At 50.0% G+C, this 25,146-nt stretch carries 19 protein-coding genes, 1 other RNA gene, 1 pseudogene and 1 other annotated feature; of the genes and pseudogenes, 4 read left to right on the top strand and 17 right to left on the bottom strand.

The genetic code is table 11. The features are described 5' to 3' along the window. Window positions 1-41 precede the first annotated feature (41 nt). Both ssrS and KNO66_RS01460 read right to left on the bottom strand, forming a co-directional pair. A non-coding RNA gene (ssrS, locus tag KNO66_RS01465) (6S RNA) lies at window positions 42-228 on the bottom strand. Between the two features lie 74 nt (window positions 229-302). Continuing rightward, window positions 303-1,517 (bottom strand): DASH family cryptochrome, encoded by a 1,215-nt coding sequence (locus KNO66_RS01460; RefSeq protein WP_214739758.1) that lies wholly within the window; start codon window positions 1,515-1,517, stop codon window positions 303-305. 336 nt (window positions 1,518-1,853) lie between these two features. On the opposite strand from KNO66_RS01460, the gene KNO66_RS01455 reads away from it, so the two are divergent. Next, on the top strand, window positions 1,854-2,507 hold the full coding sequence (locus tag KNO66_RS01455; protein ID WP_214737579.1) for a DUF6198 family protein: 654 nt from the start codon (window positions 1,854-1,856) through the stop codon (window positions 2,505-2,507). A 28-nt stretch (window positions 2,508-2,535) separates the two neighbouring features. Here the strand turns inward: KNO66_RS01455 and KNO66_RS01450 are convergent, their stop codons facing one another. Both KNO66_RS01450 and KNO66_RS01445 read right to left on the bottom strand, forming a co-directional pair. Beyond that, on the bottom strand, window positions 2,536-3,576 hold the full coding sequence (locus KNO66_RS01450; protein ID WP_214739756.1) for an alcohol dehydrogenase family protein: 1,041 nt from the start codon (window positions 3,574-3,576) through the stop codon (window positions 2,536-2,538). A gap of 101 nt (window positions 3,577-3,677) precedes the next feature. Beyond that, a complete protein-coding gene (locus KNO66_RS01445; RefSeq protein ID WP_214739754.1) occupies window positions 3,678-5,390 on the bottom strand; it encodes an ABC transporter ATP-binding protein in 1,713 nt (570 codons plus the stop codon). Between the two features lie 120 nt (window positions 5,391-5,510). On the opposite strand from KNO66_RS01445, the gene KNO66_RS01440 reads away from it, so the two are divergent. Both KNO66_RS01440 and KNO66_RS01435 read left to right on the top strand, forming a co-directional pair. After that, a complete protein-coding gene (locus tag KNO66_RS01440; RefSeq protein ID WP_214739752.1) occupies window positions 5,511-5,861 on the top strand; it encodes an iron-sulfur cluster biosynthesis family protein in 351 nt (116 codons plus the stop codon). Beyond that, window positions 5,858-6,055: a hypothetical protein gene (locus KNO66_RS01435; protein WP_214739751.1), complete on the top strand. Its 198-nt coding sequence runs from the start codon at window positions 5,858-5,860 to the stop codon at window positions 6,053-6,055. The genes KNO66_RS01440 and KNO66_RS01435 overlap by 4 nt, the downstream gene beginning before the upstream one ends. Window positions 6,056-6,161: 106 nt before the next feature. On the opposite strand, the gene aspS is transcribed toward KNO66_RS01435, so the two are convergent. The 7 genes and pseudogenes from aspS to secD form a co-directional block, all read right to left on the bottom strand. Continuing rightward, entirely contained in the window at window positions 6,162-7,934 is a 1,773-nt protein-coding gene (gene aspS, locus KNO66_RS01430) for an aspartate--tRNA ligase (RefSeq protein WP_214739749.1), read from the bottom strand. Next, on the bottom strand, window positions 7,931-9,211 hold the full coding sequence (gene hisS, locus KNO66_RS01425) for a histidine--tRNA ligase (RefSeq protein ID WP_214794588.1): 1,281 nt from the start codon (window positions 9,209-9,211) through the stop codon (window positions 7,931-7,933). Before hisS ends, aspS begins: the two co-directional genes overlap by 4 nt. Before the next feature lie 45 nt (window positions 9,212-9,256). Further along, window positions 9,257-9,491, bottom strand: a binding site (T-box leader). A 38-nt stretch (window positions 9,492-9,529) separates the two neighbouring features. After that, the gene (dtd, locus tag KNO66_RS01420; protein ID WP_031421442.1) at window positions 9,530-9,973 is read right to left on the bottom strand and encodes a D-aminoacyl-tRNA deacylase; all 444 of its coding nucleotides are present in this window, start codon (window positions 9,971-9,973) and stop codon (window positions 9,530-9,532) included. A gap of 16 nt (window positions 9,974-9,989) precedes the next feature. Next, on the bottom strand, window positions 9,990-12,179 hold the full coding sequence (locus tag KNO66_RS01415; RefSeq protein ID WP_214739747.1) for a RelA/SpoT family protein: 2,190 nt from the start codon (window positions 12,177-12,179) through the stop codon (window positions 9,990-9,992). Between the two features lie 190 nt (window positions 12,180-12,369). After that, window positions 12,370-12,888 carry an adenine phosphoribosyltransferase gene (locus KNO66_RS01410; RefSeq protein WP_015881175.1) on the bottom strand — a complete coding sequence of 173 codons (519 nt, stop codon included), beginning with the start codon at window positions 12,886-12,888 and terminating at the stop codon, window positions 12,370-12,372. Between the two features lies 1 nt (window position 12,889). Continuing rightward, window positions 12,890-15,184: a single-stranded-DNA-specific exonuclease RecJ gene (gene recJ / locus KNO66_RS01405; RefSeq protein WP_214739745.1), complete on the bottom strand. Its 2,295-nt coding sequence runs from the start codon at window positions 15,182-15,184 to the stop codon at window positions 12,890-12,892. A gap of 99 nt (window positions 15,185-15,283) precedes the next feature. Then, window positions 15,284-17,501 (bottom strand): annotated as a pseudogene (gene secD / locus KNO66_RS14990) (protein translocase subunit SecD). A gap of 212 nt (window positions 17,502-17,713) precedes the next feature. On the opposite strand from secD, the gene zupT reads away from it, so the two are divergent. Then, window positions 17,714-18,574, top strand: coding sequence for a zinc transporter ZupT (gene zupT / locus KNO66_RS01390; protein WP_214739740.1), 861 nt, complete (start codon window positions 17,714-17,716; stop codon window positions 18,572-18,574). 35 nt (window positions 18,575-18,609) lie between these two features. Here zupT and KNO66_RS01385 read toward each other — a convergent pair whose 3' ends face one another. The 6 genes from KNO66_RS01385 to ruvA all read right to left on the bottom strand — a co-directional run bounded on the left by KNO66_RS01385 (window position 18,610) and on the right by ruvA (window position 24,728). Next, the gene (locus KNO66_RS01385) at window positions 18,610-20,292 is read right to left on the bottom strand and encodes a methyl-accepting chemotaxis protein (RefSeq protein ID WP_251128041.1); all 1,683 of its coding nucleotides are present in this window, start codon (window positions 20,290-20,292) and stop codon (window positions 18,610-18,612) included. Between the two features lie 269 nt (window positions 20,293-20,561). Next, on the bottom strand, window positions 20,562-20,840 hold the full coding sequence (yajC, locus tag KNO66_RS01380) for a preprotein translocase subunit YajC (RefSeq protein WP_214739736.1): 279 nt from the start codon (window positions 20,838-20,840) through the stop codon (window positions 20,562-20,564). 84 nt (window positions 20,841-20,924) lie between these two features. Then, window positions 20,925-22,070, bottom strand: coding sequence for a tRNA guanosine(34) transglycosylase Tgt (tgt, locus tag KNO66_RS01375; RefSeq protein ID WP_214739734.1), 1,146 nt, complete (start codon window positions 22,068-22,070; stop codon window positions 20,925-20,927). After that, the gene (gene queA, locus KNO66_RS01370; protein ID WP_214739732.1) at window positions 22,067-23,125 is read right to left on the bottom strand and encodes a tRNA preQ1(34) S-adenosylmethionine ribosyltransferase-isomerase QueA; all 1,059 of its coding nucleotides are present in this window, start codon (window positions 23,123-23,125) and stop codon (window positions 22,067-22,069) included. Before queA ends, tgt begins: the two co-directional genes overlap by 4 nt. A gap of 3 nt (window positions 23,126-23,128) precedes the next feature. After that, a complete protein-coding gene (gene ruvB / locus KNO66_RS01365) occupies window positions 23,129-24,130 on the bottom strand; it encodes a Holliday junction branch migration DNA helicase RuvB (protein ID WP_214739730.1) in 1,002 nt (333 codons plus the stop codon). A gap of 10 nt (window positions 24,131-24,140) precedes the next feature. Then, window positions 24,141-24,728 (bottom strand): Holliday junction branch migration protein RuvA, encoded by a 588-nt coding sequence (ruvA, locus tag KNO66_RS01360; protein ID WP_047795491.1) that lies wholly within the window; start codon window positions 24,726-24,728, stop codon window positions 24,141-24,143. Window positions 24,729-25,146 lie beyond the last annotated feature (418 nt).

Raw genomic sequence — 25,146 nt, 5'->3', positions numbered from 1 at the left:
TCAAAAAAAAGACGTCTCGCGACGTATTTTAAAAAAAATCGATGGGGCCCGGAGTGCCGTGACGATGCCCTGCTTTTGAACCTGCGTATGCAGGTGGGTGACCTAGCGTTTCCTTCACAAGTCCTCCTGCACGTGATGAGGCAGTTGATCTGGTTAGCAGTTCGGTCTCCCGTATTCAAAGTGTTGGCTCAAAATAACGAAGGCGGCTCTCGTACACCTCAGGTATCCCATCTGTTGATTTAACTATAGCGCTTCTGTAAAAAGAAGTCAATGAGAAACGCCGACTTCTCGTGACAGTTTGGTCACAACCATTTGTTACGAAACGCACGGTCCGGATCATACGTGAACTGTTGACGCTCGATGTTGAAACGGCGGTCCCTTGAGTCGTTTCCGACACCCGCTTGGTACGCCCAATTCCCCCAATTGCTCGCCACGTCGTAATCGATCAATTTTGATTCAAAGTAGGCAGCCCCGTAGCGCCAGTCTTGCTCTAACTCTTTGGCGAAATAATTGGCAACGATTTGTCGTCCCCGATTGGACATCCATCCCGTCGCATTCAGTTCACGCATGAACGCATCGACGAAATCGACGCCCGTCTCTCCTCGTCGCCATGTTTCTACGACATCCGGATCGACTCGCCAGTCTTTTCGTTTCGAGCGGATGCCTTGTGACCGAAACAGTTTTTTCCCTTGTACGAGCGCGACCCATTGGAAAAATTCACGCCATAGTAGTTCAAAGTAGAGCCAATAAGTCGATTCGTTCACCCCATGTGTACGTTCATGCGCTTCAAGTTCAAAAAATATCCGTCGTGGCGATAATGATCCGTTCGCTAAATACGCAGATAGCTTCGTCGAGTCATCGACCCCAAACCCATTTCTCGTCTCCTTATACGTTCGAATCGGCACGGACAAATAGTCATTTAATCGACGCTTCGCTGCCAGTTCGCCACCTTTAAATGGAAATGCTGTCCTTGGATCTTTCTCAACTTCTTGAATCGGAAACGAAAACGGCACCTCGCGCGTGGCAGCCGTCGCCTTCCGGGAGATCAGTTCGCGAGGACGGACATCATATTCGACCGCTTTTCGGAACTCTGTGAAGAGAAACGGCATCTTCTCGAACGGGATGTATTCTTCATCAAATAATGTGAAGCCTTCAAACGTTTTGTACTCCCCCTTCCACTTTTTCATTACCTCCTCTTCACGTCGGCGCTCATTGTATCCGATGGCCCGTTGAAACAAGAGACGATCTGTCGGTTCGAGCGTCTCGAGCGGATGACCGACATGCACGTGAAATGGGATTCCGAGCGCATCGAGTGAACCGGCCACATCCTCTAATGATTCTTTCAGGAAATGGAGTCGTTCGTTCCCGAGCGGAATGACACCATAACGATTTTCAATGAACTGATTCGGACTGATGAAAAAATGACCTTCAATCGGGTCGTCATGGCGAAGTGCTTCCTCAAGCGGCAAATGATCGTCGACACGTAAATCGTTTTGGTACCAAATGATTGTCTTCATGAATAGACCTCCTCCACTCCTTAGTATGATGCGTTATGATTCCATTCATGAGGTTGGAATGTGCTCGAGATATGTTTTTAAAATCAAATTGTGTGGAATATATTGTTTTAGAAGAGAAAGGGGTGCAACATTATGGCTAAGAAAGGCAAAATGGGAACATTAATCAAAATCGCGACGGCGGTCGCACCGTTCGTCTACGATTACTATAAAAAGAACAAAGCAAAGAAATCACCTAAGAAATAAATCCAGCGTCTCAGCCAACAAGCTGAGACGTTTTTTTCATGTTTTTCCATCGCCTATGCTAAGATAAATCAATCATTCTTTTGAAACGAGGCGATGTTCGTGCACGTTCGATCCATCCACTTTTTACGTATTCTCTTCAAATGGGGTCTTTTCATGACCGGGTTGTTCTTACTCGCACTTGGGTCATCCATCATGATTACAGCAGATCTCGGTGTGTCCACGTGGGACGTCCTCCATATCGGGATTGCCCACCATCTCCCGATTTCAATCGGAACGGTCATCCTATGCGTCGGACTTCTACTCGTCCTATTCAAATACATACTCGACCGCGTCCGTCCTCAGTTCGGCACGCTCGTCAACGCGGTGTTTGTCGGGGTATTTATGAACTTGATTTTAAACGAGCAATGGCTCCCTGTTTTTGAAGGGATGATGGTGAATATCATTTGGCTCACGTTCGGTATATTTGTCATGGGAATGGGGGCCGGGCTATATGTTGCTGTCGGATACGGGGCTGGTCCACGCGACGGATTGACGCTCGCCTTAGCAGATCGTTTCAACACGTCTGTCCGTGCCATGCGGACATGGATGGAACTGACTGCTTGCCTCATCGGTTGGGCACTCGGAGGACCACTTTTCTTCGGTACCGTCTTGTCGATCTTCCTCATCGGTCCATTCTTCCAGTTCTGGTTAGAGCGATTCCGTCTGTTTATCGCCTACGTCGATCGTCTCAAAGTAAAATTCGCATGAAAAAGAGAGGGATTGCTCCCCTCTCTTTTTATGTGTTCGGAATCAGGACAATCTTTCCGAACTTGCCCGATTGTTTAAAATACGTCTGCGCCTCACGAGCCTCTTCGAGCGTGAAGGTCCGGTCAATGACCGGTTTGAGCTTCCCATCTGCGATCGACCGCAACATCTCCGCGAACTCATGTCGAGTCCCGAGCACAGACCCGTACATGGCGATATGCTTCAAATAGAGTGTCCGAAAATCGAGATGGGTCGTCTGTCCTCCAGCAGAACCGGATATACAGAACTTCCCACCCTTCTTCAAGACTTGAAGAGACACATCAAACAATGCATCCCCAACGACATCAAGCACCGCATCGACCGGTCCACCATTTGCAGCGATGATGTCATCAGCGAGCGTCTCAGAACGATAAGAGAACACTTCGGTCGCCCCGAACGCTTTCAACGCTTGCTCATTTTTCAAATCACCGACGATGGCGAACACCTTCGCACCAAAAACGTTCGCCGCAATTTGAACGTTGAGTGAGCCGACCCCACCGCTCGCACCCGTGACGACAATCGTCTCACCGGAACGAATGTGTAACTGTTCGTTCATATGCCACGCTGTGAGCCCGCTCACGGAAAAGACCGCACTTTCGACGAAATCATCAAGTGGCATATCAAAACAAAGGTCAGCCGGCCAGGCGACATATTCTGCATACCCTCCGTCATACTCTGATCCAATAAAGGACATATCGTCCGACAAATGTTCTTTCCGCTCAGGTCCGCTCGAAGTGAACGGGAACAAGACGACATGTCGACCCATCATTCCTTGGTCGACCCCATCTCCGAGCTCGACGACCTCACCTGTGATGTCTGAACCGGGAATGCGTGGGAACTGGACGCCTTCCGGACGCCAACCTGACTTCTCGCCAGTTCCATACGCCCCTTCTCGCATCCAAATTTCTGTATTGTTAATCGCGCAGGCGCGTACCTTGATCAGCACTTCTCCCGCTTTTAGTGTCGGTTTTGGGATATCGACGACTTGGAGTTGATCGACATCCCCATATCCTACGACTTGTACAGCTTTCATGGTGTATCTTCCTCCTTCTCTTTCGCTCATCCATATGTATTTACCCACGAAATGCTGTTATCACGCCAAAAAGGGCCACCCTCTACCAGGCAGCCCTTGATTTATAGTTGTTGACGTTGTAACAAGTTCGTGAAGACGCCGCCTTTTTGGCTAAGTTCTTCATGCGTTCCGTCTTCTACGATTCCTTCCGCCGTCACAACGAGAATCCGATCGGCATTCTTTACTGTCGCTAAACGGTGGGCGATGATGAGCGTCGTTCGATTCGCCGCCAGTTCATTTAATGAATCTTGAATGATCGCCTCGGTCTCCGTATCGAGCGCCGAGGTCGCCTCATCGAGAATTAAAATCGGTGGATTCTTCAAGAACATGCGCGCAATGGCGATGCGTTGTTTTTGACCACCCGAAAGCTTCAATCCACGTTCCCCGATCTGTGTGTCGAGGCCGTGCTCGAGTTCTTCGACGAGCGTCCCGAGATGTGCTTTCTCGACCGCATGCATGATGTCGGTATCGGTCGCATCGAGCTTTCCGTACGCAATATTTTCCCGTAGCGTTCCCGCAAACAAGAAGACGTCTTGTTGCACGATTCCGATTTGGCGACGTAAGCTCTCTTTCGTCATGTCCCGGATGTCCAACCCGTCAATCGAGATGGCACCCTTCGTGACATCGTAAAAGCGAGGAATGAGTGAACAGATGGTCGTCTTCCCTGCCCCGCTCGTTCCGACCAAGGCCACGGTTGTCCCTGCCTTGATCGACAAGTCAATATCCGTCAACACTTGGCGGTAGTCCGAGTAGCCAAACGAGACGTCGTCAAAGACGATATCGCCCTTCAACATCTCGACTTCAATCGCATTCGCACTGTTCTCGATGTCTGGCTCTTCATCGAGCAACTGCGTGAAACGTTTGAACCCGGCCATCCCTTTCGGATACATCTCGAGAAGCGCCGTGATCTTTTCGATCGGCTTGATGAGTAAGTTCATGTACAAGATGAACCCGACGAGTTGTCCGTACGATAATTGTCCTTCGTACGTTAAGTACGCCCCGTAGACGAGGACGAGCAACGTCATGAGACGCGTCGTGATATAGATACCTGCGAGTGACGTACTCATGACGCGATACGCTTCAATCTTTGAGCCGCGATAGAAGTTGTTGTCTTTTTGGAAACGTCCAATCTCGAACGCCTCGTTCGTAAACGATTGGACAACGCGTGCCCCGGACACACTGTCCTCGACGCGCGCGTTCACTTCCCCGATGTTCGTGTACATCTTTTGCCACGCCTTGTTCATGTTCTTATTCGCATACGTGATCATGATGATCAGGAACGGTACCGCGACAACGGTGACGAGTGCGAGTTCCGGGTCAATCGAGAACATGATCCCGAACGCCCCGAGCAACGTCATGATGGCGATAAAGAAGTCTTCGGGTCCGTGGTGCGCCACTTCCCCGATATCGAACAAGTCGTTCGTGACCCGGCTCATCAAATGTCCGGTCTTATGATTATCAAAGAAGCGGAACGACTGTTTATGGATATGCGTGAACAACTCTTCCCGCATGTCCGTCTCGATGTTGATCCCGAGCTTATGTCCCCAGTAGTTGACGACGTACTGCATCATCATGGCCAGTATGTATAGAATCAATAGACCAATGCTGACGATGATAATCCAGTTCCATTCCCCACCCGGCAACAAGTCGTCGATGAACCATTGAACGGCGAGCGGAAATCCGAGTTCAAGCAATCCGACGAGAATTGCGAATGAAAAATCGAGGATAAATAGCTTTTTATGTGGCCGATAATAACTAAAAAAACGTGAAATCATTCTCTTTCCCCCTTCTCAACACTCTAAGTGTACGCTTTTTTCCGAAAGGTGGAAAACAGGATGCATCCCTTTTTCATTCTTTTTTCAATCGGCGTATAATGAAGATAAGGAGTGATACACATGCATGTACACATTACAGAACGCGCGCTCGAACGAATCGAGTCATTGAAAGGCGAACGAAAGGGACAGATGCACCTTTTCTATGAGACGGAAGGTTGCGGCTGTGGGAACAGTGGAATCTTTGAAATTCGATACGTCACAGAGACGACTCCAGAAGACGTCGAAATCGACTCGAATCTTGGGCCAATCTTAATCAAAAACTGGACGAAAGTGTTTTTAGACGAACAGATGAAAATCGACTTCCTCGAAGACCGTCGTACGCTCGTCTTGAAAAGTGACGGGCAAGTGTTCAATTCGAATCTTCTCGTGACGGACGGCACGGGTTGCCAGTTGAACGTCCCGAGCCGATGAAACAGACGTTGAAACAACATCCGAGACTACTCATTCTCTTCTTATTGAGTTTCGGTCTTGGACTGTTCGGAATCTATCTGGCATTCATCGATTCGGTCTATTCGATGTCCGCCGTCATCGCCTCGCTGTTTGCCTTCGGATTTGCGTTGCAGCGGACAGCAAAATATATGCAACGAGAAGAGGATAAACGTTAATAAGTGGATGTGTTCCAATTAAATTTCTACCATCGTGTTGAATCCAAAATCCGTTTCACACATACAAAAAACGAGGATTGCCATGGCAACCCTCGTTTTTTTGTGCTTATTTCTTCTCTTTTACTGCCGTACGAATCGATAACTCTTCAAGTTGTGCGTCCGCGACCGGGCTCGGTGCTTGCGTGAGCAAGTCGCTTGCCGAAGCCGTTTTCGGGAAGGCAATCGTGTCACGAAGGTTCGAACGACCTGCAAGAATCATGACGAGACGGTCGAGACCGAGTGCGATTCCCGCGTGCGGTGGTGTACCGTATTCGAACGCTTCGAGTAAGAATCCGAACTGTTCAACTGCTTCTTCTTGCGTGAAGCCGAGCAATTTGAACATACGCTCCTGGATGTCACGCTCGTAAATACGCTGTGAACCGCCACCGAGCTCGTAACCGTTCAAGACGAGGTCATACGCGATGGCGCGTACGCTTGCCGGGTCTGTTTCGAGCAGGTGAAGGTCTTCACGGTTTGGCATCGTGAACGGGTGGTGGTTCGCATAGAAGCGACCATCTTCTTCTTCAAACGTCACGAGTGGGAAGTCTGTCACCCATAGGAAGTTGAACTTCGTCTCATCGATGAGACCAAGTTCGTGTCCGAGTTTGACGCGGAGTGCGCCAAGGCTGTCGGCGACGACAGTTGGTTTTGATGCGACGAAGAGGAGAAGGTCACCTGCTTCTGCATTCGTTGCTTCGATCAACTTCTGTGCGTACGTTTCGTCGAAGAATTTCGCGATTGGACCGTTCAAGCCTTCCGCTGTCACTTTGAGCCATGCGAGACCTTTCGCACCGTAAACCGCTGTGAATTCTTGAAGCTTATCGATGTCTTTACGTGAGAAGTTGTCCGCCTCACCTTTAACGTTGATCGCTTTGACTTGTCCGTTTGATTCGAGTGCGGCGTCAAACACTTTGAATCCGGCTCCTTTCACAGCATCAGCCACGTCGATGAGTTCGAGGCCGAAACGCGTGTCCGGTTTATCTGAACCGAAACGACGCATCGCTTCCGCGTGTGTCATACGCTCGAATTTCGCTGGTGTGTCCGTACGACCGAGCGTCGATTCCATGACTTGTCCCATCATCGATTCCATCATCGCCATCAAGTCTTCGATGTCCATGAAGCTCGTCTCGATGTCGACTTGCGTGAATTCAGGTTGACGGTCTGCACGAAGGTCTTCGTCACGGAAGCAGCGCGCGATTTGGAAGTAACGGTCAAATCCTGCGACCATGAGCAACTGTTTGAAGAGCTGTGGTGATTGCGGAAGTGCGTAGAACTCACCACCATGAACACGGCTCGGGACGAGATAGTCACGTGCGCCTTCTGGTGTCGACTTTGTCAAAATCGGCGTTTCGACTTCGAGGAACTCCTGCTCCGTCAAGAAGTTACGGATTGTGTTTGACGTCTTCGAGCGGAGACGGAACGTCTCTTGAAGCGCTGGACGACGAAGGTCGAGGTAACGGTACTTGAGGCGAAGGTCTTCTGAGACGTTTTCCGCTTCATCACCAATCGGGATTGGTGTCATCTTCGCCGTGTTCAAGATGTTGATTTCTGAAGCGATGACTTCGATGTTTCCTGTCGGCATGTTCGGGTTCTTGTTCTCACGCTCGAGAACCGTTCCTTTCACGTCGAGGACATACTCGCTCCGAATCGTTTCTGCGAGCTTGTGGACTGCTTCATTTTCTGGGCGAACGACGACTTGGACGATCCCAGTGCGGTCACGAAGGTCGATGAAGATGAGTCCACCGAGGTCACGACGTTTTTGTACCCATCCTTTTAATTGTACTTCTTGGCCGATGAGTGACTCTGTCACGCGGCCGTTCATATGTGTGCGTCCGATCATTGTCCTGCTCCTTCCGATAGTTCACGAATTTTGTCTGCGACGGCCGAGAGTGGCACATCGACTTGTTCACCAGTCGTCATATCTTTCAAGGCGGCTGCCCCACGTTCGACTTCGTCATCCCCCAAGATGACTGTGAATTTGGCTTTCAGGCGGTCCGCCTGTTTGAATTGTCCTTTGAACTTGCGTCCTTGGTAATCACGATCAGCCTTGAACCCTTCCATGCGAAGGAGTTGCAAGAGGCGTGTCGCCGTCAATTCGACTTCTTTCTCGCCTTGCGCGACGATGAAGACATCAAGTCCTGTCTCGAGTTCAGGTAAGACTCCTTCATTCTCCAATGCGAGGATGAGGCGCTCCAACCCGATCCCAAAACCGATTCCCGGCATGTCCGGTCCACCGATATCCTGTACGAGACCGTTGTAGCGTCCACCGCCACAAAGTGTCGTGATGGCTCCGAACCCTTCTGCCTCGGACATGATTTCAAACGCCGTGTGCGTATAGTAATCGAGTCCACGAACGAGTGTCGGATCGACTTCGTAGGCGACGCCGAGTGCATCGAGTTGTGCGAGCACTTGGTCGAAGTAGGCTTTCGACTCTTCGTTCAAATATTCAAGGATCGACGGCGCTGTCTTCATCGACGGGTGATCGCGGTCGACCTTACAATCCAAGATGCGAAGCGGATTCTTGTAAAGACGTGATTGGCAATCTTGGCAAAGTTCGCCTGCCACCGGCTCGAAGTGACGGATGAGCGCATCGCGGTGGGCGTTGCGGCTTTCCGCGTCCCCAAGCGAGTTGACGACGACTTTGATTTTCTGAAGTCCAAACGACTTGTAGATCGAGTAGGCGAGGCTGATGACCTCAGCGTCAACGGCCGGGTCGCTACTGCCGATCGCTTCGACACCGTATTGGTGAAGCTGACGGAAGCGGCCTTTTTGTGGGCGCTCGTAGCGGAACATCGGTCCCATATAGTAGAGCTTCGTCGGTTGGTCCGGATTTCCGAACAGTTTGTTCGTCACGAACGCACGAACGACAGATGCCGTCCCTTCTGGGCGAAGCGTGTACTCGTCTTTCCCTTTCTTCACGAGCGTGAACATCTCTTTTTGTACGATGTCTGTCGTTTCCCCGACACTGCGTGTGAACAGGTTCGTCGTTTCAAAGATTGGTGTGCGGATCTCTTTATAGTTGTAACGGGCGCTCATGTCGCGAAGTTTTTCTTCGACATATTGCCACGTCTCGACCGTGCCCGGAAGCAGGTCTTGTGTACCGCGTGGTGCTTTCATCATCACATTTCCCTCCTTAAAAAAATACAAAAAGACCCTCGTCCGCAAAGGGACGAGAGCCTGTGTAAGTTTCCCGTGGTACCACCCTCGTTGCAGAGCCATTACTTGAAACTCTGCCACTCGAAATCGGTTAACGCCCGATGAGACGGCTCCCCCTACTCATTTTCAAGGGAGCACCTCCAAAGTGTCGTTCGGGTCATCATCCAGTCGATGCTTTCAGCCAAGGCATCGCTCTCTTTGCTGGTGGGTTGACCGTACTCTTCTTTATCATAGGTGTTTGACTATATGCTTCATGATGCCGAATCAAGCCGGCATCTGTCAAGCGTTTTTTTCGAGCATGAGTGTGACCGGTCCGTCATTGACGAGTGCGACGTCCATCATCGCACCGAAGCGCCCCGTCTCGACAACGAGTCCATTCGACCGCAACCGCTCGTTGAATTTTTCATAGAGCGTCTCGGCCATGTCCGGTTTTGCGGCCTTTGTGAAAGCGGGTCGCCGTCCTTTCATCGTGTCCCCATAGAGCGTGAATTGAGAAACAGACAAAATTTGACCGGACACATCTTGAATCGATAAGTTCATCTTTTCTTGATCGTCCTCGAAGACGCGAAGCCCGGTCACCTTGTCGGCGAGCCAGTTCACTTCCTCTTCTGTGTCTTCATGTGTCACACCGACGAGAAGCAAGTATCCGGCGTTGATTGCCCCGACGACTTCTTCCTCGACTGTGACTGATGCTTCTTTCACTCGTTGCAATAATACACGCACGTTCCTCTTCCTTTCGTCACGTCATCATGACTCGGCTGACCGAATACACGTCTGAGATTTGTTTGATGCGCTCGACGACTTTCTGTAAGTGATTCACGTTCGGAATCGAGATCGTCATCGAGATGCGAGCTTGTTTGTTTTGGTCGCCCCGACCACTGACGGCCACGATATTCGTATTCGTCGCCGATACCGCTTGAAGGACGTCGTTCAAGAGACCTGAACGATCATATCCCGTAATCTCGATATCGACGTTATAGTTCTTCTCTTTCGCCTGTCCAACTTCCCATTCGACATCAAGAAGACGCTCCGGGTGTTGTTCGTTGACGATGTTCAAGCAGTCTTTCCGGTGAATCGAGACGCCACGTCCACGGGTGATATACCCGACGATTTCGTCTCCCGGGACCGGGTTACAGCAACGGCTCATGCGAACGAGCATATTGTCGATCCCTTTGACCGTCACACCCGCTTCCGTCGTTTTCTTCTTCGGTGCCTGACTGACTTTTAATTCGCTGATGGCTTCAGACAGTTCGAGCTTCGGTTCTTTCCGCTGCTTCTCCGTCAATTTATGTGCGACTTGAGCGGCTGTGATACCTTGGTAACCGACAGCGGCATACATCTCTTCCTCGTTCCCGAAGTTGAACTTCTCGACGACGATACTGAGTGCCGGCTCATCGATAATCTCTTTCGGTTCGAAACCTAGTTTCTTGATTTCTGCCTCGACGAGATCTTTCCCTTTCTCGACGTTCTCTTCACGCTGTTGACGTTTGAACCATTGACGAATCTTGTTCTTCGCCTGACTCGAAACAGCGAGTTTCAACCAGTCCTTGCTCGGACCATAACTGTGCTTCGACGTAATGATTTCAATGATGTCACCCGTCTCGAGTTTGTAGTCGAGCGGCACCATTCGACCGTTCACTTTTGCCCCCGTCATCCGATGGCCGATCTCCGTATGGATCCGGTACGCGTAATCGATCGGGACAGAGCCTTTCGGCAATTCGAATACGTCCCCTTTTGGTGTGAACACATACAACATGTCGCTAAAGAAATCGACTTTAAGCGACTCCATGAATTCCTCGGCATCGGTCGTATCTTTTTGAAGTTCAAGGATTTCGCGAAGATGAGCGATTTTCTCGTCAAATCCGTTCGTCGAAACGTTCTTCCCTTCTTTATACGCCCAGTGTGCCGCGATCCCGAATTCGGCGATGAAATGCATGTCTTTCGTTCGAATCTGGACTTCGAGCGGTTCACCTTTCGGACCGATCACGGTCGTATGGAGCGACTGGTACATGTTCGGTTTCGGCATAGCGATATAATCTTTGAAGCGTCCTGGCATCGGCTTGTATTGCGTGTGGATGATGCCAAGCACCGCATAACAATCACGAATCGAGTCGACGATAATGCGGACCGCCATCAAATCGTAAATTTCATTGAATTCTTTTTTATGCTTCACCATCTTGTTGTAGATGGAATAGATATGTTTCGGTCGGCCGTTCACATCGGCATCGATATGCACATCTTCGAGCACTTCGTTCACTTCCGTGATGACAGAGGTAACGAGTGCTTCCCGTTCCGTTCGTTTCTGTTTCATCATCGAGACGATTTTGTAGTATTGCTGCGGGTTGATATAACGTAATGAAATATCTTCGAGCTCCCACTTAATCGTCGAAATCCCCATCCGGTGTGCGAGTGGGGCGAAGATTTCAAGCGTTTCTTCTGCCTTTTGAACTTGCTTCTCTTTCGGCATATGCTGAAGGGTCCGCATGTTATGGAGGCGGTCAGCGAGTTTAATCAAGATGACGCGCACATCTTCCGCCATGGCGATAATCATCTTCCGATGATTCTCGGCGAGTTCTTCTTTTTTCGATTTATATTTGATCTTACCAAGTTTCGTAACCCCATCGACGAGCATGGCCACTTCCGGACCGAAGTCTTCCGTCAATTGCTGTAACGAAATATCCGTATCTTCGACAACGTCATGTAAGAGCGCTCCGATAATCGTCGTGGCATCTAAGCCGATGTCAACGAGAATGCCGGCCACTTGGACCGGATGGAGGATATAGGGCTCGCCCGAACGTCGGAACTGACCGGTATGATGAAGTTTTGCGTATTCGTAAGCGCGTTTCACTTCGGCAATATCGTCGTCACCCATATACTCCCCGAGCGCGTCGAGAAGATCCTCAATACTTACGATTTGTTTTTTGGTCATAACATTCGACACCCTTTTTCTTACCGCTCCAATCGACTCAGATTCGTCGCAGCATGGTAGTAGTTTATGTTCAAGATTCTCTAATTTTTATAACCATTATCGAAAAAATCTGACGACCTGTCAAAGGTTGTCGGTTATTTTCCTTAAAAACTATTCAAAAACGGGAAGCATGTCGCTTCCCGTTCGAAAATCAGTCTTCGTATCGGATGAGTGAGAACACGTCATATCCTTCGAGACGTTCACGTCCGCCGAGTCCGTCGAGTTCGATCAAGAACCCGATTCCTGCCACAACTCCGCCGAGTTGCTCAATCATTTTGATGGTCGCTTCAATCGTACCACCTGTCGCGAGCAAATCATCTAAGATGACGACTTGTTGGCCAGGTTGGATTGAATCTTTGTGCATCGTTAAGATGTCCGTTCCGTACTCGAGACCATATGATACACGAACTGTCTCACGTGGTAACTTTCCTTCTTTACGTACAGGCACAAATCCGAGTTCGAGTGCGTACGCTGCCGGACAACCGACGACGAATCCGCGCGCTTCCGGTCCAGCGATTAACTCTGCTCCACGCTCACGTGCGTAAGCGACGAGCTCATCTACCGACTTCTTGTAGACTTCGCCATTTTGCATAAGTGACGTGATGTCCTTGAAGCTAATGCCTTCCTTCGGATAATCTGCTACTTCTTTAATATGCTGTTTGAAATCCATTTTATGTGTATGCCTCCTGCATCTTGTTCGATCGCAACGATTGTAACCGCTCTTTGAGCTCCGCCAATGACGCGTATACGAAACGCTCTTCGAGTTGTTGGCGCCCAATCCGGCGTTGATAGCACGGCGCTTCGGTCAAATCGCGTTTCGGTGCTTCTGGATTGACTCCAGGCAGTCCGTCTTCCATTGTAACAAGAAATTCGAGTTCAGAGAATACTTGATGCATAAATTGAATCGTATTTTTTGACCATTTTCGCTCTTTCGATAGGCGAATCAAGTTCTCACGTAGATTTTTCCGTTCGCATGTCGCCATATGGACATAATACGTTCGGAAATCCTCACGAGACGGGAGACGTTCAAAGAATGAGTCTCCTTGTCCGAAAGCGCAATAAATTCGCTCGATTCCTTCATGAAGTTTTTCCGCAAGCACTTCTTCATCGTCAGGCAAATCGAGCAAGACGACAAATCGGTTGAGCGGTTCATCCCCTTCATGTAGCGGGAACTCCTCATCTGTCCCTTGGAACGATAAGAACGACGTCTGTTCTTTTGGCAAATCTTTCAGCTCTTGTAGCGACTTTTTCTTTCCTCGATAGTCGAATACTTGGAAATCATCGACGCGTAAATCTTGAATCATAAGCTGGGGCTTACGCATCCCGTTCCATTCATTCACTTGGAGACTCCCCATCACTGAGATGTGGGCCATCTGTGAGATTTCTGAGACGACATGTCCGAACCCGAACCCAATGCAGTCGAGTTCACGCTTGTCTCCGGCGAGCTGTACTTTCAAATGTGTCGCATCCCGTCCGATTTGACGAATGTCACGCAGTTTCGCATCAGCGACGACGACACGTGGAGACGGGTTGCCCATCCCGAACGGTGCCAGTTTCGCGATTTCAGAAATCAGGTCGAGTGAAACGTCATTGACCGAGAGTTTTAAGTCGACGTTGACCCGGGGCACGAATACGTCATCTGGAATCACTTCCGCTTGGCGATTCAGTCGTTCACGCAATTCGGCGACATTCTCGGACTGGAGCGTCATCCCGGCAGCGGCCGGATGCCCTCCGAAGTGCGGCAAGATGTCTTCATTTTTTGAGAGTTCTTTAAATAAGTCAAACCCATCAATCGAGCGACCCGACCCCTTCGCCTTGCCCGTCTCCGGGTCGTGGCAAAGGAGAATGACCGGACGATAATACGCTTCGACGAGACGAGAGGCAACAATTCCAACGACACCCGGGTTCCATTTCTCACTTGCGACGACGAGTACACGATCCTCTGTCATCGATGCTTCAACGAGTTCTTTCGCTTCAGCCGTAATCGTTTTGACGATATCTTGTCGTTCCTTATTTTGCTTATCGAGCTGTTTCGCAAGTTCGAGTGCTTCCTCGACGTGTTCAGCAAGGAGCATCTGAAGGGCTGGCATCGCCGAATCGAGACGACCCGCCGCATTGATGCGTGGACCGAACGCGAAACCGACCGATTCTTCGTTCAACACGCTGTCACTAAGACCACACACTTCACGTAACGCTAAAATACCCGGTCGCTTCGACGCTTCGAGCGCAGCGATCCCTTTCTTCGCGAGCAACCGGTTTTCGCCGTCTAACGGGACGAGGTCAGCGATTGTTCCGAGTACTGCCAAATCAAGGAGTTCTTCTGGCATTCTTCCTAAAACGGCGTGTGCCACTTTGAGGGCGACCCCCGCACCGGCGAGTTTATCGTATGGATATCTCGGGTCGATGTGCGGGTGAATGATCGCATACGCGTCCGGCAATGTTTCTTTCGGCTCGTGGTGGTCGGTGATGATCAAATCGACACCGAGGTCTTTTAAGAGTGTCGCTTCTTCAATCCCTGAAATCCCACAGTCCACTGTGATGACCAAGGTGAACCCTTCGTTCGCCGCCCATTGGAACGCTTCCTTGTTCGGTCCATATCCTTCCGTGAAGCGGTTCGGGATATAACACTCGGCCATGACACCGATTTCGGTTAACGCATGCCACATGACGGATGAGGCACTGACCCCATCGACATCGTAGTCGCCATAGATGAGCACCATCTCACCCTCGTCTGCCGCCTGCTTGATGCGGGATACGACTGTTTCCATCTGTTCAAACAAATACGGGTCATGAAAGACGAGTTCTTCCTCGGCATATAAAAATGCCTTGGCCGCTTCTACATCTTGATGTCCACGCTGTACGAGCAACGTCGCGAGTTGTGCTGATATATTTAATTCGTTTTGTAAACGTGTGACGTCGTCCGGATTTGTTTCCGGATAGAGCCACTGTTTCTTCGAATGGTACATGTCCTTCACTCCAATCAATTGTAGATTATAGCAGACCGCGTGAAAGATGTGCCGTCTTGACATTTGAAAAGGTCTCCCGTTTGAAGGGAGACCCACTCGTTACGCCTCTGTGACCGGCGTATCTTTTTTCTTGTTGATGGTCGTGCGTTTGATGAGGAGCCACAAGTACGATGCGATGAAGATCGAAGAGTACATCCCCATAAAGAGTCCCACGATGAGTGCAATCGAGAAGCTACGAATCGATTCGGCACCGAAGACGTACAAGGCGATGGCTGTCACGAGTACCGTGATGACGGTGTTGACCGACCGCACAATCGTCTCTTGAATCGATTTGTTGATAATCGACTCGTAGACGTCCATCGACTTGATTTTCCGTTCCTTTTCATACGACGTGATGTTCTCGCGGACCCGGTCGAACGTTACGATCGTATCGTTGACTGAGTAACCGATGATGGTCAAGACCGCGGCGATGAAGTACAAGTTGACCTCTATCCCAAAGAGCGAGAACGCGACAATCATGAAGAAGGCATCGTGGAGCATGGCAACCACGGTCGCGACCGCATAGGAGAATTGGAAACGGACCGTGATGTAGAGAATGATCCCGATTGAGGCGACGGCTACCGCATACAAAGCATTTTTCGCCAAGTCACGACCAACTTGAGCCGAGACGGTGCTGATATTCGGGTCGTTCCCGAACTGTTCAGTGAACGCCGTCTTGACGTTCGCAACTTCTTCTTGCCCTAGTTGACCGACGAACGTCACGTATGCTAAGCGACCTTCATCTGCATATTGGACGTTCGAGATTTCTTGATCGACCCCAGCGTCATTGAACGCTTTCGTGAACTCTTCTTGAGAGACACGTTCTTCGGTTTGAACCTCTACGCGTGTACCTGAAGCGAAGTCGATCCCGAGGTTCAATCCTCGGAAGAACAAGAGACCGATTCCGAGAACGACGATGGCCGTTGAAATCAAGAACATCGTACGCATATGTTTGACGTAATTCCATTCAGTAAGCTTAAAGTTCACGGATTTCACTCTCCTTCACACCAAACCATCCTTTACGTTTGTCGAACAGGCGACTTGAAACGAGGAGGTGCATCAAATAACGTGAGATGAATACGTTCGAAATGAACGTCATCCCGATTGAGATCATGAGCATGATGGCGAACCCTTTGACTGAGCTTTGTCCAAAATAGAACAAGACTGCAGCTGAAATGAGCGTCGTCAAGTTGGCATCAATGATCGTACTGAGCGAGCGACGGTTACCGGCACGGAACGCGGATAATACCGACTTTCCAGATCGTAACTCGTCCTTGATCCGTTCAGCGGTAATGATGTTCGCATCGACCGCCATACCGACCCCGAGAACAAGTGCCGCGATTCCCGGTAGTGTCAAGACCGCATTGATTCCATTGAAGAACAACATGATCAAGTTGATGTACAGAATGAGCGTGATGATCGATACGAGTCCTGGTAAACGGTAGAAGAACAACATGAAGAGGAATACAGCGATAATCCCAATTGTTGCGGCAAATACCGTTTCTTCAAGTGCATCTTGACCGAACTGTGCCGATACCGACGTCGAGTAAATCTCATCGAGTTTAACCGGGAGCGCCCCTGCGTTTAGGATATCCGCGAGACGTTGCCCGCTCTCCGCGTCGATTCCACCACCAGAAATGATCGCTTTATCAGATAAAATCGGTCCATTTACAGAAGCATCTGACACGATTTTCGAGTTTTCTTTTTGAATCTCTTCTTCGTAAGTGTCACCTTCTTCGTAATCGAGCCAGATGACGAGACGATTTTCAGGAGCTGGACGCTGTGAAATTTCAGACGTCACTTCCCCGAACTGATCGGCTGATTGAAGCGTCAACTCTACGACAGGTTGTCCTTGTTGGTTGTAACTGAGAGACGCGCCACGAGGAGCTAAGTCTTTCCCATCGAGCAGGACGTTGTCATTCACGTCACGGAACGTCAATTGTGCCGTAGACGAGATGACTTCGCGCGCTTCGTTTTGGTTCGACACGCCTGCAAGTTGCACGCGAATGCGATTGTTTTCTTCGATTCGAACGTCCGGTTCTGATACCCCAAGGACGTTGATTCGGTTGTTGATGGCGCGAACGGTTGCATTCATCGCCGACTCGTCGATGACGTCGCCGTCTTCGAGCGGTTGTACTTCATACAAAACTTCGAATCCACCTTTTAAGTCGAGTCCGAGGTTCGTGTTCTTGACGACCCAAGGTGTCGTGAACACAGCGAGCAGGATTGTCGCAATCATGATAATCGCGAAAATCGCAATATTGCCTTTTTTGTACATACGACTATTTCCTTTCTAAACCACTGTTCTTTATAAAAACTTCTCTCGTTAACATTACAAATTTTCTAAACATTTATCAATCATTTTCCTAAAATTGTAACGACCATTCGTGGATATCTAGACTTATTTTGCATGCAAGACTAAAAGTTGCGCTAGGGCAAAACCTGATGTATGATGTAGCTAACATTAAAAACTCAAAGGAGTCTAACGATATGGACAGCACGATTATGTATGCGTTTCTTCTTACCTTGTTCGCAGGACTCGCGACAGGGATCGGAAGCATGATCGCATTTTTCGCAAAACGAACGAATACAGCCTTTCTATCCATCTCACTCGGTTTTTCTGGTGGTGTCATGATTTACGTATCATTCATCGAGATTTTTCCGAAAGCACTCGATGAACTCGTCAGTGCGCATGGGGAATATACGGGAACGATTTATACCGTCCTCGCTTTCTTCGGTGGTATGTTCTTGATCGGCTTGATTGACAAGTTCATCCCGAAAATGGAGAACCCACATGAGGTCAAGTTCGTTGAATCGATGCAAAACGACCCGACCTCAAAAGAATTGGCGATGGCATCCACACATGAGGCGACAACGATCAGTCATCCCGAGACACAAAACCGCTTAAAGAAAATGGGGATCTTCATGGCACTCGCCATTGGAATTCACAACTTTCCAGAAGGACTCGCCACCTTTGTCTCGGCATTAGATGATCCGACTGTAGGTTTAGCGATTGCCATCGCCATCGCCCTTCACAATATTCCGGAAGGGATTGCCGTATCAGTTCCGATTTATTATGCGACCGGTTCACGCAAAAAAGCATTTAAGCTCTCATTATTATCAGGTCTCGCTGAGCCGGCAGGTGCCGCTATCGGATTTTTACTCCTTATGCCGTTCTTAAGTGACACGGTCTTCGGACTTTTGTTCGCGGCAGTCGGGGGAATCATGGTCTTCATTTCGCTTGACGAGTTGCTCCCTGCTGCTCGAGAGTATGGTCGTGCCCATCATTCGATGTATGGGATGGTCGCAGGTATGATCGTCATGGCGACAAGTTTGATTTTATTAATGTAACGAGTAATGCCCTGACGCACGCGTCAGGGCATTTATTATGTGGTCTTAAACACATGGACTACATCTTTTAATTCAGAGGACATGTGACTCATCGTTTCAGCAATTCCATTGATTTCTTGAATGGCCGCAAGCTGTTCTTCAACGTTCGCTCCCGCCTCTTCGACGCTACGCTGTGTCGAGACAGCATTCGTCGACATGTCTTCGACCGATACGGCAACTTCTGTCGTGTTGGCACTGACTTCTTCTGTCGCTGCCGCAATCTCACTCATCTGACGCGACGTCTCTTCAATGACCGATACAATCTCTCGGAACGCCTCGGCCACTTCTCCCATTTGCGATACTCCATTTTCAACATGGACGCTCGACTCTTCAAACGCTGACTCGACTTGCTTCGTATCACGTTGAATGTCACGTACGACGGTTTGGATTTGAATGGCTGACTGTTTGGACTCCTCGGCAAGTTTTCGCACTTCTGCCGCGACGACCGCAAACCCTTTTCCATGTTCACCTGCGCGCGCCGCCTCGATGGCTGCATTAAGGGCAAGCAGGTTCGTCTGTTCTGTGATGGCCGTGATCGAACGAGTGATTTTTTCAATCTCTAGTGATTGATTCGAGAGACGTGTCACCATTTGTTCTGTGAGTTCATTGGCACGACGAATTTCTTGCATGCGCTCCTCAGCCAATTGAATCGTTTCGAGTCCGCCGTTTGCCGCTTCAAGCGTGTGAATCGTCTGTTCATTCACACCTTGTGACGCTGCGGCGATTTGGTTCAATCCGACCACCGCTTGATTGACCCCAATTGTTCCTTCTTCCGCACGTTTCGACGATCCTTGTGCCGCCACGTTCATCTCTTCAAATAGACGGGATACCCCTTGGGTCGTCGTCGCCACATGATCTGTACTCGCATAAAGTTCTTCCGAATACGCCGTCACTTTGTCCGACGCCTCTCCAACCCGACGAATCAAGCCGACCAGATTGTGTTTCATCTCGTTAAATGCCGTGACAAGGTCTCCGAGCTCGTCGTTTGAGGCGACCTCGATATCTTCGCCGGTCAAATCCCCTTCCGCCATAATGCGAGCTTGACGACCAAGACGATTAATTGGTTTCAAGAACAGGCGCTGCAAGGCAAATAACGAAAGAATCCCAATCACGACACCACCAACGCTGATGATGAGCATCCAAAGGATTGAACTCTCCGCGTCTGCTTGCACCGCTTTCGTTTCGGAAGCAAGGAGCTCCCCTTTATATTCGACAAGGTCCGTCACGGTCATGCGCACGCGGTCCGTCGTCGGTGTCACACTCGTGTTGAGCACAGTCTTATATCCGATTTCATCTTGCTGCTGTCGAAGTTCGATGGCACGATTCATCTCACGGTCTAATAGCTCGTTGAATTTCTCCAAGTCGCCTAACCAAGATAAGATTTTATCGTCCGTTGACGAAGCTTTCAATTCCCCCATTAACTCGTCACGTTGTTCCTGTGTACTCTGTAAACTGATCAATGTCTTCGGATTAGCGACGAGCATATAATAGTTCAAATAACGTTCGGCATCTGTCACTGCAAGAGACAAGTTTTCTGCAAGAAGCATCTCCTGCATCCCATCACTAATAACTCGGTCATAAGCGGCAGTCGATTGTCTTAGTTGATAAGAGCCGAGTGCCCCAACCATAACAAGGGCAACGATCGTTGGAATCAGAGCAATCGACATACGTCGTCTCAAGGAAGATCGTCCTTTTTTCCTCTTCCCAGATCGTTTCCGTGTCCATCCTTTCCAATTTTTGAATGGGTTTAATCGTTTCACGTCCATTTTATTCGTTCTCCTTCATCTCGGATTTCATCTCACTTTGACATTAATGCAAACGTTTTCACGATTCAAATCGTTTTTTCGAAATAAGGGGGATGAATCATCAAATTGACATACTTTGTCAATAATCAGACGTTTTTCATAAAAAAAAGCATCTGACCGTTTTGGTCAGATGCTTAACTGGCTTATTCCTCGAACGAGGCATTCGCTTTTTTCACGACTTCCGCAACCGCGCTTCGGTTGAAGCGGAGAAGCGATTGATCGCATTTCAACACGACATGTGTGTCTTCGATTTGATGAACGACGCCGTGTAAACCACCGATTGTGACAACGCTGTCGCCACGCTCGAGGGCGTTTTGCATCGATTGAACTTCTTTTTGGCGTTTCGTCTGTGGACGAATCAAAAGGAAGTAAAATACGACGAAAATCAGGATCATTGGTAATAACGCAACGAGAGTATCCATGTGTAACATTCACCCTTTCATTCAATATCAGGTTCATTATACCGTGAAATTGAATAGATGTCACACAATGTCCTGTACGTTTTCTTAGAAATTCTTAGCGTTCGGCTTGTTGTAGCCGTATTCTTCGAAGAATTCTTCCTTGAAGTCGAGCAAACGGTCTTCGCGAATCGCTTGACGAACCTGTTCCATCAACTTCACTAAGAAATGAAGGTTGTGTGTCGTACATAAGTGAAGACCGAACATCTCATCCGCACGAATCAAGTGGTGGACGTACGCACGCGAGTAGTTCTTACACGTGTTACAGTCACACTTCTCATCGATTGGACCGAAGTCTGTCTTATATTTCGCTTGCTTGATCGTGACGCGACCTTTCGACGTCATGAGTGTCCCGTTTCGTGCGATGCGTGTCGGAAGAACGCAGTCGAACATATCGATTCCACGAATCGACCCTTCGATTAACGCATCCGGTGAGCCGACACCCATCAAATAACGCGGCTTGTTTTCCGGCATGAGTGGTGTCGTGAATTCGAGCGCACGATACATGACGTCTTTCGGTTCACCGACCGAGAGACCTCCGACCGCATATCCCGGGAAATCAAGCGACACGAGGTCAGCGGCACTTTGACGACGAAGGTCCTCATATTCTCCACCTTGGATGATCCCAAAGAGCGCTTGGTCTTCTGGACGTTCGTGTGCCTCGAGGCAACGTTCCGCCCAGCGACTCGTACGCTCAACTGATTTCTTCATGTACTCATGCGTCGCCGGATAAGGCGGGCACTCATCAAATGCCATCATGATGTCCGAACCGAGCGCGTTCTGAATCTCCATCGCCTTTTCGGGTGACAAGAACAATTTGTCGCCATTCAAATGGTTGCGGAAATGAACGCCTTCCTCTTGGATGTTTCGGAGGTCAGCAAGTGAGAACACCTGGAAACCACCCGAGTCCGTGAGGATTGCCCCGTCCCAGTTCATGAACTTATGAAGGCCACCCGCTTGTTTGATGACCTCATGACCTGGACGAACCCAAAGATGATACGTGTTCGACAAGATAATATTCGCGCCCATCGCCTTGACCTGTTCCGGTGCCATCGTCTTGACGCTCGCTTGCGTCCCGACTGGCATGAAGACCGGGGTCTCGAACGACCCGTGCGGCGTATGGACGATTCCGTGCCGCGCTCCGGTCTGTTTACATGTGTGGATGTGTTCGTATGTGACTGCATGTTTTGTCATTTTGTTACTTCCTTCCTCGTGATGAGCATCGCGTCTCCAAAGCTGAAGAAGCGGTATCGTTCTGCGACCGCAGTCCGATAAGCATGTAAGATGATGTCGCGCGTCGCGAATGCCGAGACGAGCATGACGAGCGTTGATTTAGGCAAGTGGAAGTTCGTGATCAATCCATCAATCGCCTTCAACTCGACACCAGGGTAAATAAAGATGTCCGTCCAGCCCGATGACTCGACGAAGTCCCCATGGTCTCGCATGATCGTTTCGAGCGTCCGTGTCGATGTCGTCCCGACCGCAAAGATACGACCGCCGTTCGCTCGGATTTCTCGAAGCGCAGCTGCAGATTCAACCGACAACTCGAAATACTCACTGTGCATCGTATGTTCTTCAATCGAATCAGCTGTCACCGGACGGAACGTACCGAGCCCGACGTGAAGTGTGAGCGGAATCAACCGAACTCCTTTCGCCTTCGCCGCTTCAAGTAGTTCCTCGGTAAAATGAAGACCGGCTGTCGGAGCGGCCGCACTACCACGCTCACGAGCATAGACCGTCTGATAGCGGTCCTGGTCATCGAGTTGTTCGCGAATGTACGGCGGGAGCGGCATCGTTCCGAGTTCGTCTAAAATCTCATAGAAGATGCCGTCGTAGTCAAACTTGAAACGACGTCCGCCTTCTGGGAGTTCCTCGACGCATTCGGCACGGAGAAGACCGTCTCCGAACTCGACGATGGAACCGACACGAACTTTTTTCGCCGGTTTGACGAGCGCTTCCCACACGTCATCTTCCGTCTGTTTCAACAAGAGAAGTTCGACTTTCCCGCCTGTTTCTTGCTTCGCCCCAAAGAGACGTGCCGGTAAGACGCGTGAGTCGTTGACGACGAGCGCATCCCCTTCGTTCAAGTAATCGAGCACGTCACGGAAATGACGATGCTCGATGTCCCCTGTCTCGCGATCCAATACGAGTAGGCGTGAGCTCGTCCGATCGAGCAATGGGACTTGGGCGATCAACTCTTCTGGTAACTCAAAATCATAATCGTTTACGTTTAATTGAATGTCTTGCATACCTTACTCCTCTTCCTCTTCATAACCAAAATGCGACTTGGCAAACTGTGTAATCATCCGTCCTCGCGGCGTACGCTGCAAGAATCCTTGTTGCAATAAATAGGGCTCATAGACATCCTCGATCGTCTGAGCATCCTCACCGATGGTTGCGGCAAGCGTCTCAAGCCCGACCGGTCCACCTCCGAACCGCTCCACCATGGCCCGAAGCAATCGATGGTCGACTTCATCGAGTCCGAGTGCATCGACGTGTAGACGGTCGAGCGCATCAGACGCGAGCACCGGATCGATTTCTTTCGTACCAGCCACTTGCGCGAAATCACGGACTCGTCGCAAGAGACGGTTTGCGATTCGTGGCGTCCCTCGTGAGCGTTTCGCAATCGCGCCACTCGCCTCAGGTGAGATCGAGAGACGGAACAGCTGGGCCGTCCGACTGACGATGGCCGCTAACTCATGTGCTTCGTAATATTCGAGCTTCAACGTGACCCCGAAACGGTCACGTAAAGGCGCCGACAACATCCCGGCCCGTGTCGTCGCCCCGACGAGCGTGAACGGTGGTAAGTCGATGCGGACGCTTCGTGCCATCTCCCCTTGCCCATAGACGATGTCGAGACAGTAATCTTCCATGGCCGGATAGAGAATTTCTTCAATCGTTCGACTCAATCGATGGATCTCGTCGATGAACAAGACATCTCCCGGCTCGAGGGTCGAGAGGATTGCGGCCAAATCACCCGGTCGTTCAATTGCGGGCCCGGCGGTCGTTTTAATCCCGACACCCATCTCGTTGGCGATGATTTGGGCGAGCGTCGTCTTCCCGAGTCCCGGTGGTCCATATAACAGGACGTGATCGAGCGTCTCACTGCGAAGTTTGGCGGCCTGAATGAAGACTGACAAATTACCTTTCGCTTTTTCTTGCCCGATATATTGCTCGAAGCGCTGCGGACGTAAGCTCCACTCTTCAGAGTCTTCATATTGCTGATGAGATTGTGACAACAATCGTTCGTCCATAGCTTCCTCCTTATTTCAATAACAGCTGTAGCGCGCGTTTTATGTACGCGTCGGTCGTCAAGATTTCCCCGCTCAATGCACTGCGGACTTTTGCGATTTCCCGTTCGGAGTAGCCGAGTGCGACGAGCGCCTCACACGCCTCGTCTAGTTCTGATGCACCTTGTGCGAACAACCCTTCGTTCGGAACGTAATCCGGTGCAAGCTCGGATAACTTCCCTTTCAAGTCGAGTGCCATCTGTTTGGCTGTCTTCTTCCCGACTCCCGGGAATTTCGTTAAATATTTTTCATTCTCGGTTTCAATCGCATCGATCAATGCGTCGATATCGCCGGACGCGACGATGGCAAGCGCACCCTTTGGTCCGATGCCGCTTACGCTAAGGAGTTTATTAAACAGCTCGCGCTCGCGTCGTGACCGGAAACCATATAGCGTCTGTTGGTCTTCACGCACGTAATGATGCGTAAACACGATTACATGTTCGTCTTGTTCACGATAAAAAAACGGGTTAGGCACATGTACTTTGTAGCCGACGCCCGAGACATCTAACGTTATATATTCCGCACACACATAGGCGACGGGTCCTTTTACGAATTCAATCACGGTGTACTCTCCTTTTCGGTCGGAAAAACTGCATTTATTGTACCATAATGGGCGACACGAAAAAAGGACAGGCGTTTACCTGTCCTCAGCTTGTTGACAAATAACATGTTCGAACTCGTCCTTCCGGCGCCCACGCTTTCCGCAGGCAATCCCGGAGCCGCATCGCGACTCAAGTCGCTGCTGGGTCTCCGTCGGATTGCTTTCCTGCAGGAGTCGGGGCGCCGTCGGGCGAGCAACGCAAACGGTCGTCATCTGGCGGCCGTTTGTCTTTTTCTAAGGCCACGACGGCCGAAGAAAAAGCTCGGTATTTACTTTGAATCGATGTTTTAGGGGAAAGGGAAGGTAAACGCCGAGATCATCCTCCTCGGGCCGCTGTTCAACATCCGTTCCGTTCGTCAGACCGTGAAGGATGGATGGT

This window comes from Exiguobacterium sp. s48 (genome assembly GCF_018617395.1).
In the GTDB taxonomy this organism is placed as follows: domain Bacteria; phylum Bacillota; class Bacilli; order Exiguobacteriales; family Exiguobacteriaceae; genus Exiguobacterium.
Note: the sequence above shows the minus strand (reverse complement) of the source record. Positions and strands in the feature narration are given on the sequence as shown.

Excerpts from the sequence above, each read along its gene's own strand:
- KNO66_RS01410 (WP_015881175.1), bottom strand. The coding sequence starts at position 12,888 with ATGGATTTCAAACAGCATATTAAAGAAGTAGCAGATTATCCGAAGGAA.
- yajC (WP_214739736.1), bottom strand. The coding sequence starts at position 20,840 with ATGGATACTCTCGTTGCGTTATTACCAATGATCCTGATTTTCGTCGTA.
- hisS (WP_214794588.1), bottom strand. The coding sequence starts at position 9,211 with ATGAAAGCACCACGCGGTACACAAGACCTGCTTCCGGGCACGGTCGAG.
- tgt (WP_214739734.1), bottom strand. The coding sequence starts at position 22,070 with ATGACAAAACATGCAGTCACATACGAACACATCCACACATGTAAACAG.
- KNO66_RS01450 (WP_214739756.1), bottom strand. The coding sequence starts at position 3,576 with ATGAAAGCTGTACAAGTCGTAGGATATGGGGATGTCGATCAACTCCAA.
- zupT (WP_214739740.1), top strand. The coding sequence starts at position 17,714 with ATGGACAGCACGATTATGTATGCGTTTCTTCTTACCTTGTTCGCAGGA.
- KNO66_RS01455 (WP_214737579.1), top strand. The coding sequence starts at position 1,854 with ATGTTCGTGCACGTTCGATCCATCCACTTTTTACGTATTCTCTTCAAA.
- ruvB (WP_214739730.1), bottom strand. The coding sequence starts at position 24,130 with ATGGACGAACGATTGTTGTCACAATCTCATCAGCAATATGAAGACTCT.
- recJ (WP_214739745.1), bottom strand. The coding sequence starts at position 15,184 with ATGTACCATTCGAAGAAACAGTGGCTCTATCCGGAAACAAATCCGGAC.
- KNO66_RS01435 (WP_214739751.1), top strand. The coding sequence starts at position 5,858 with ATGAAACAGACGTTGAAACAACATCCGAGACTACTCATTCTCTTCTTA.
- KNO66_RS01440 (WP_214739752.1), top strand. The coding sequence starts at position 5,511 with ATGCATGTACACATTACAGAACGCGCGCTCGAACGAATCGAGTCATTG.
- KNO66_RS01460 (WP_214739758.1), bottom strand. The coding sequence starts at position 1,517 with ATGAAGACAATCATTTGGTACCAAAACGATTTACGTGTCGACGATCAT.
- KNO66_RS01415 (WP_214739747.1), bottom strand. The coding sequence starts at position 12,179 with ATGACCAAAAAACAAATCGTAAGTATTGAGGATCTTCTCGACGCGCTC.
- KNO66_RS01445 (WP_214739754.1), bottom strand. The coding sequence starts at position 5,390 with ATGATTTCACGTTTTTTTAGTTATTATCGGCCACATAAAAAGCTATTT.
- aspS (WP_214739749.1), bottom strand. The coding sequence starts at position 7,934 with ATGATCGGACGCACACATATGAACGGCCGCGTGACAGAGTCACTCATC.
- queA (WP_214739732.1), bottom strand. The coding sequence starts at position 23,125 with ATGCAAGACATTCAATTAAACGTAAACGATTATGATTTTGAGTTACCA.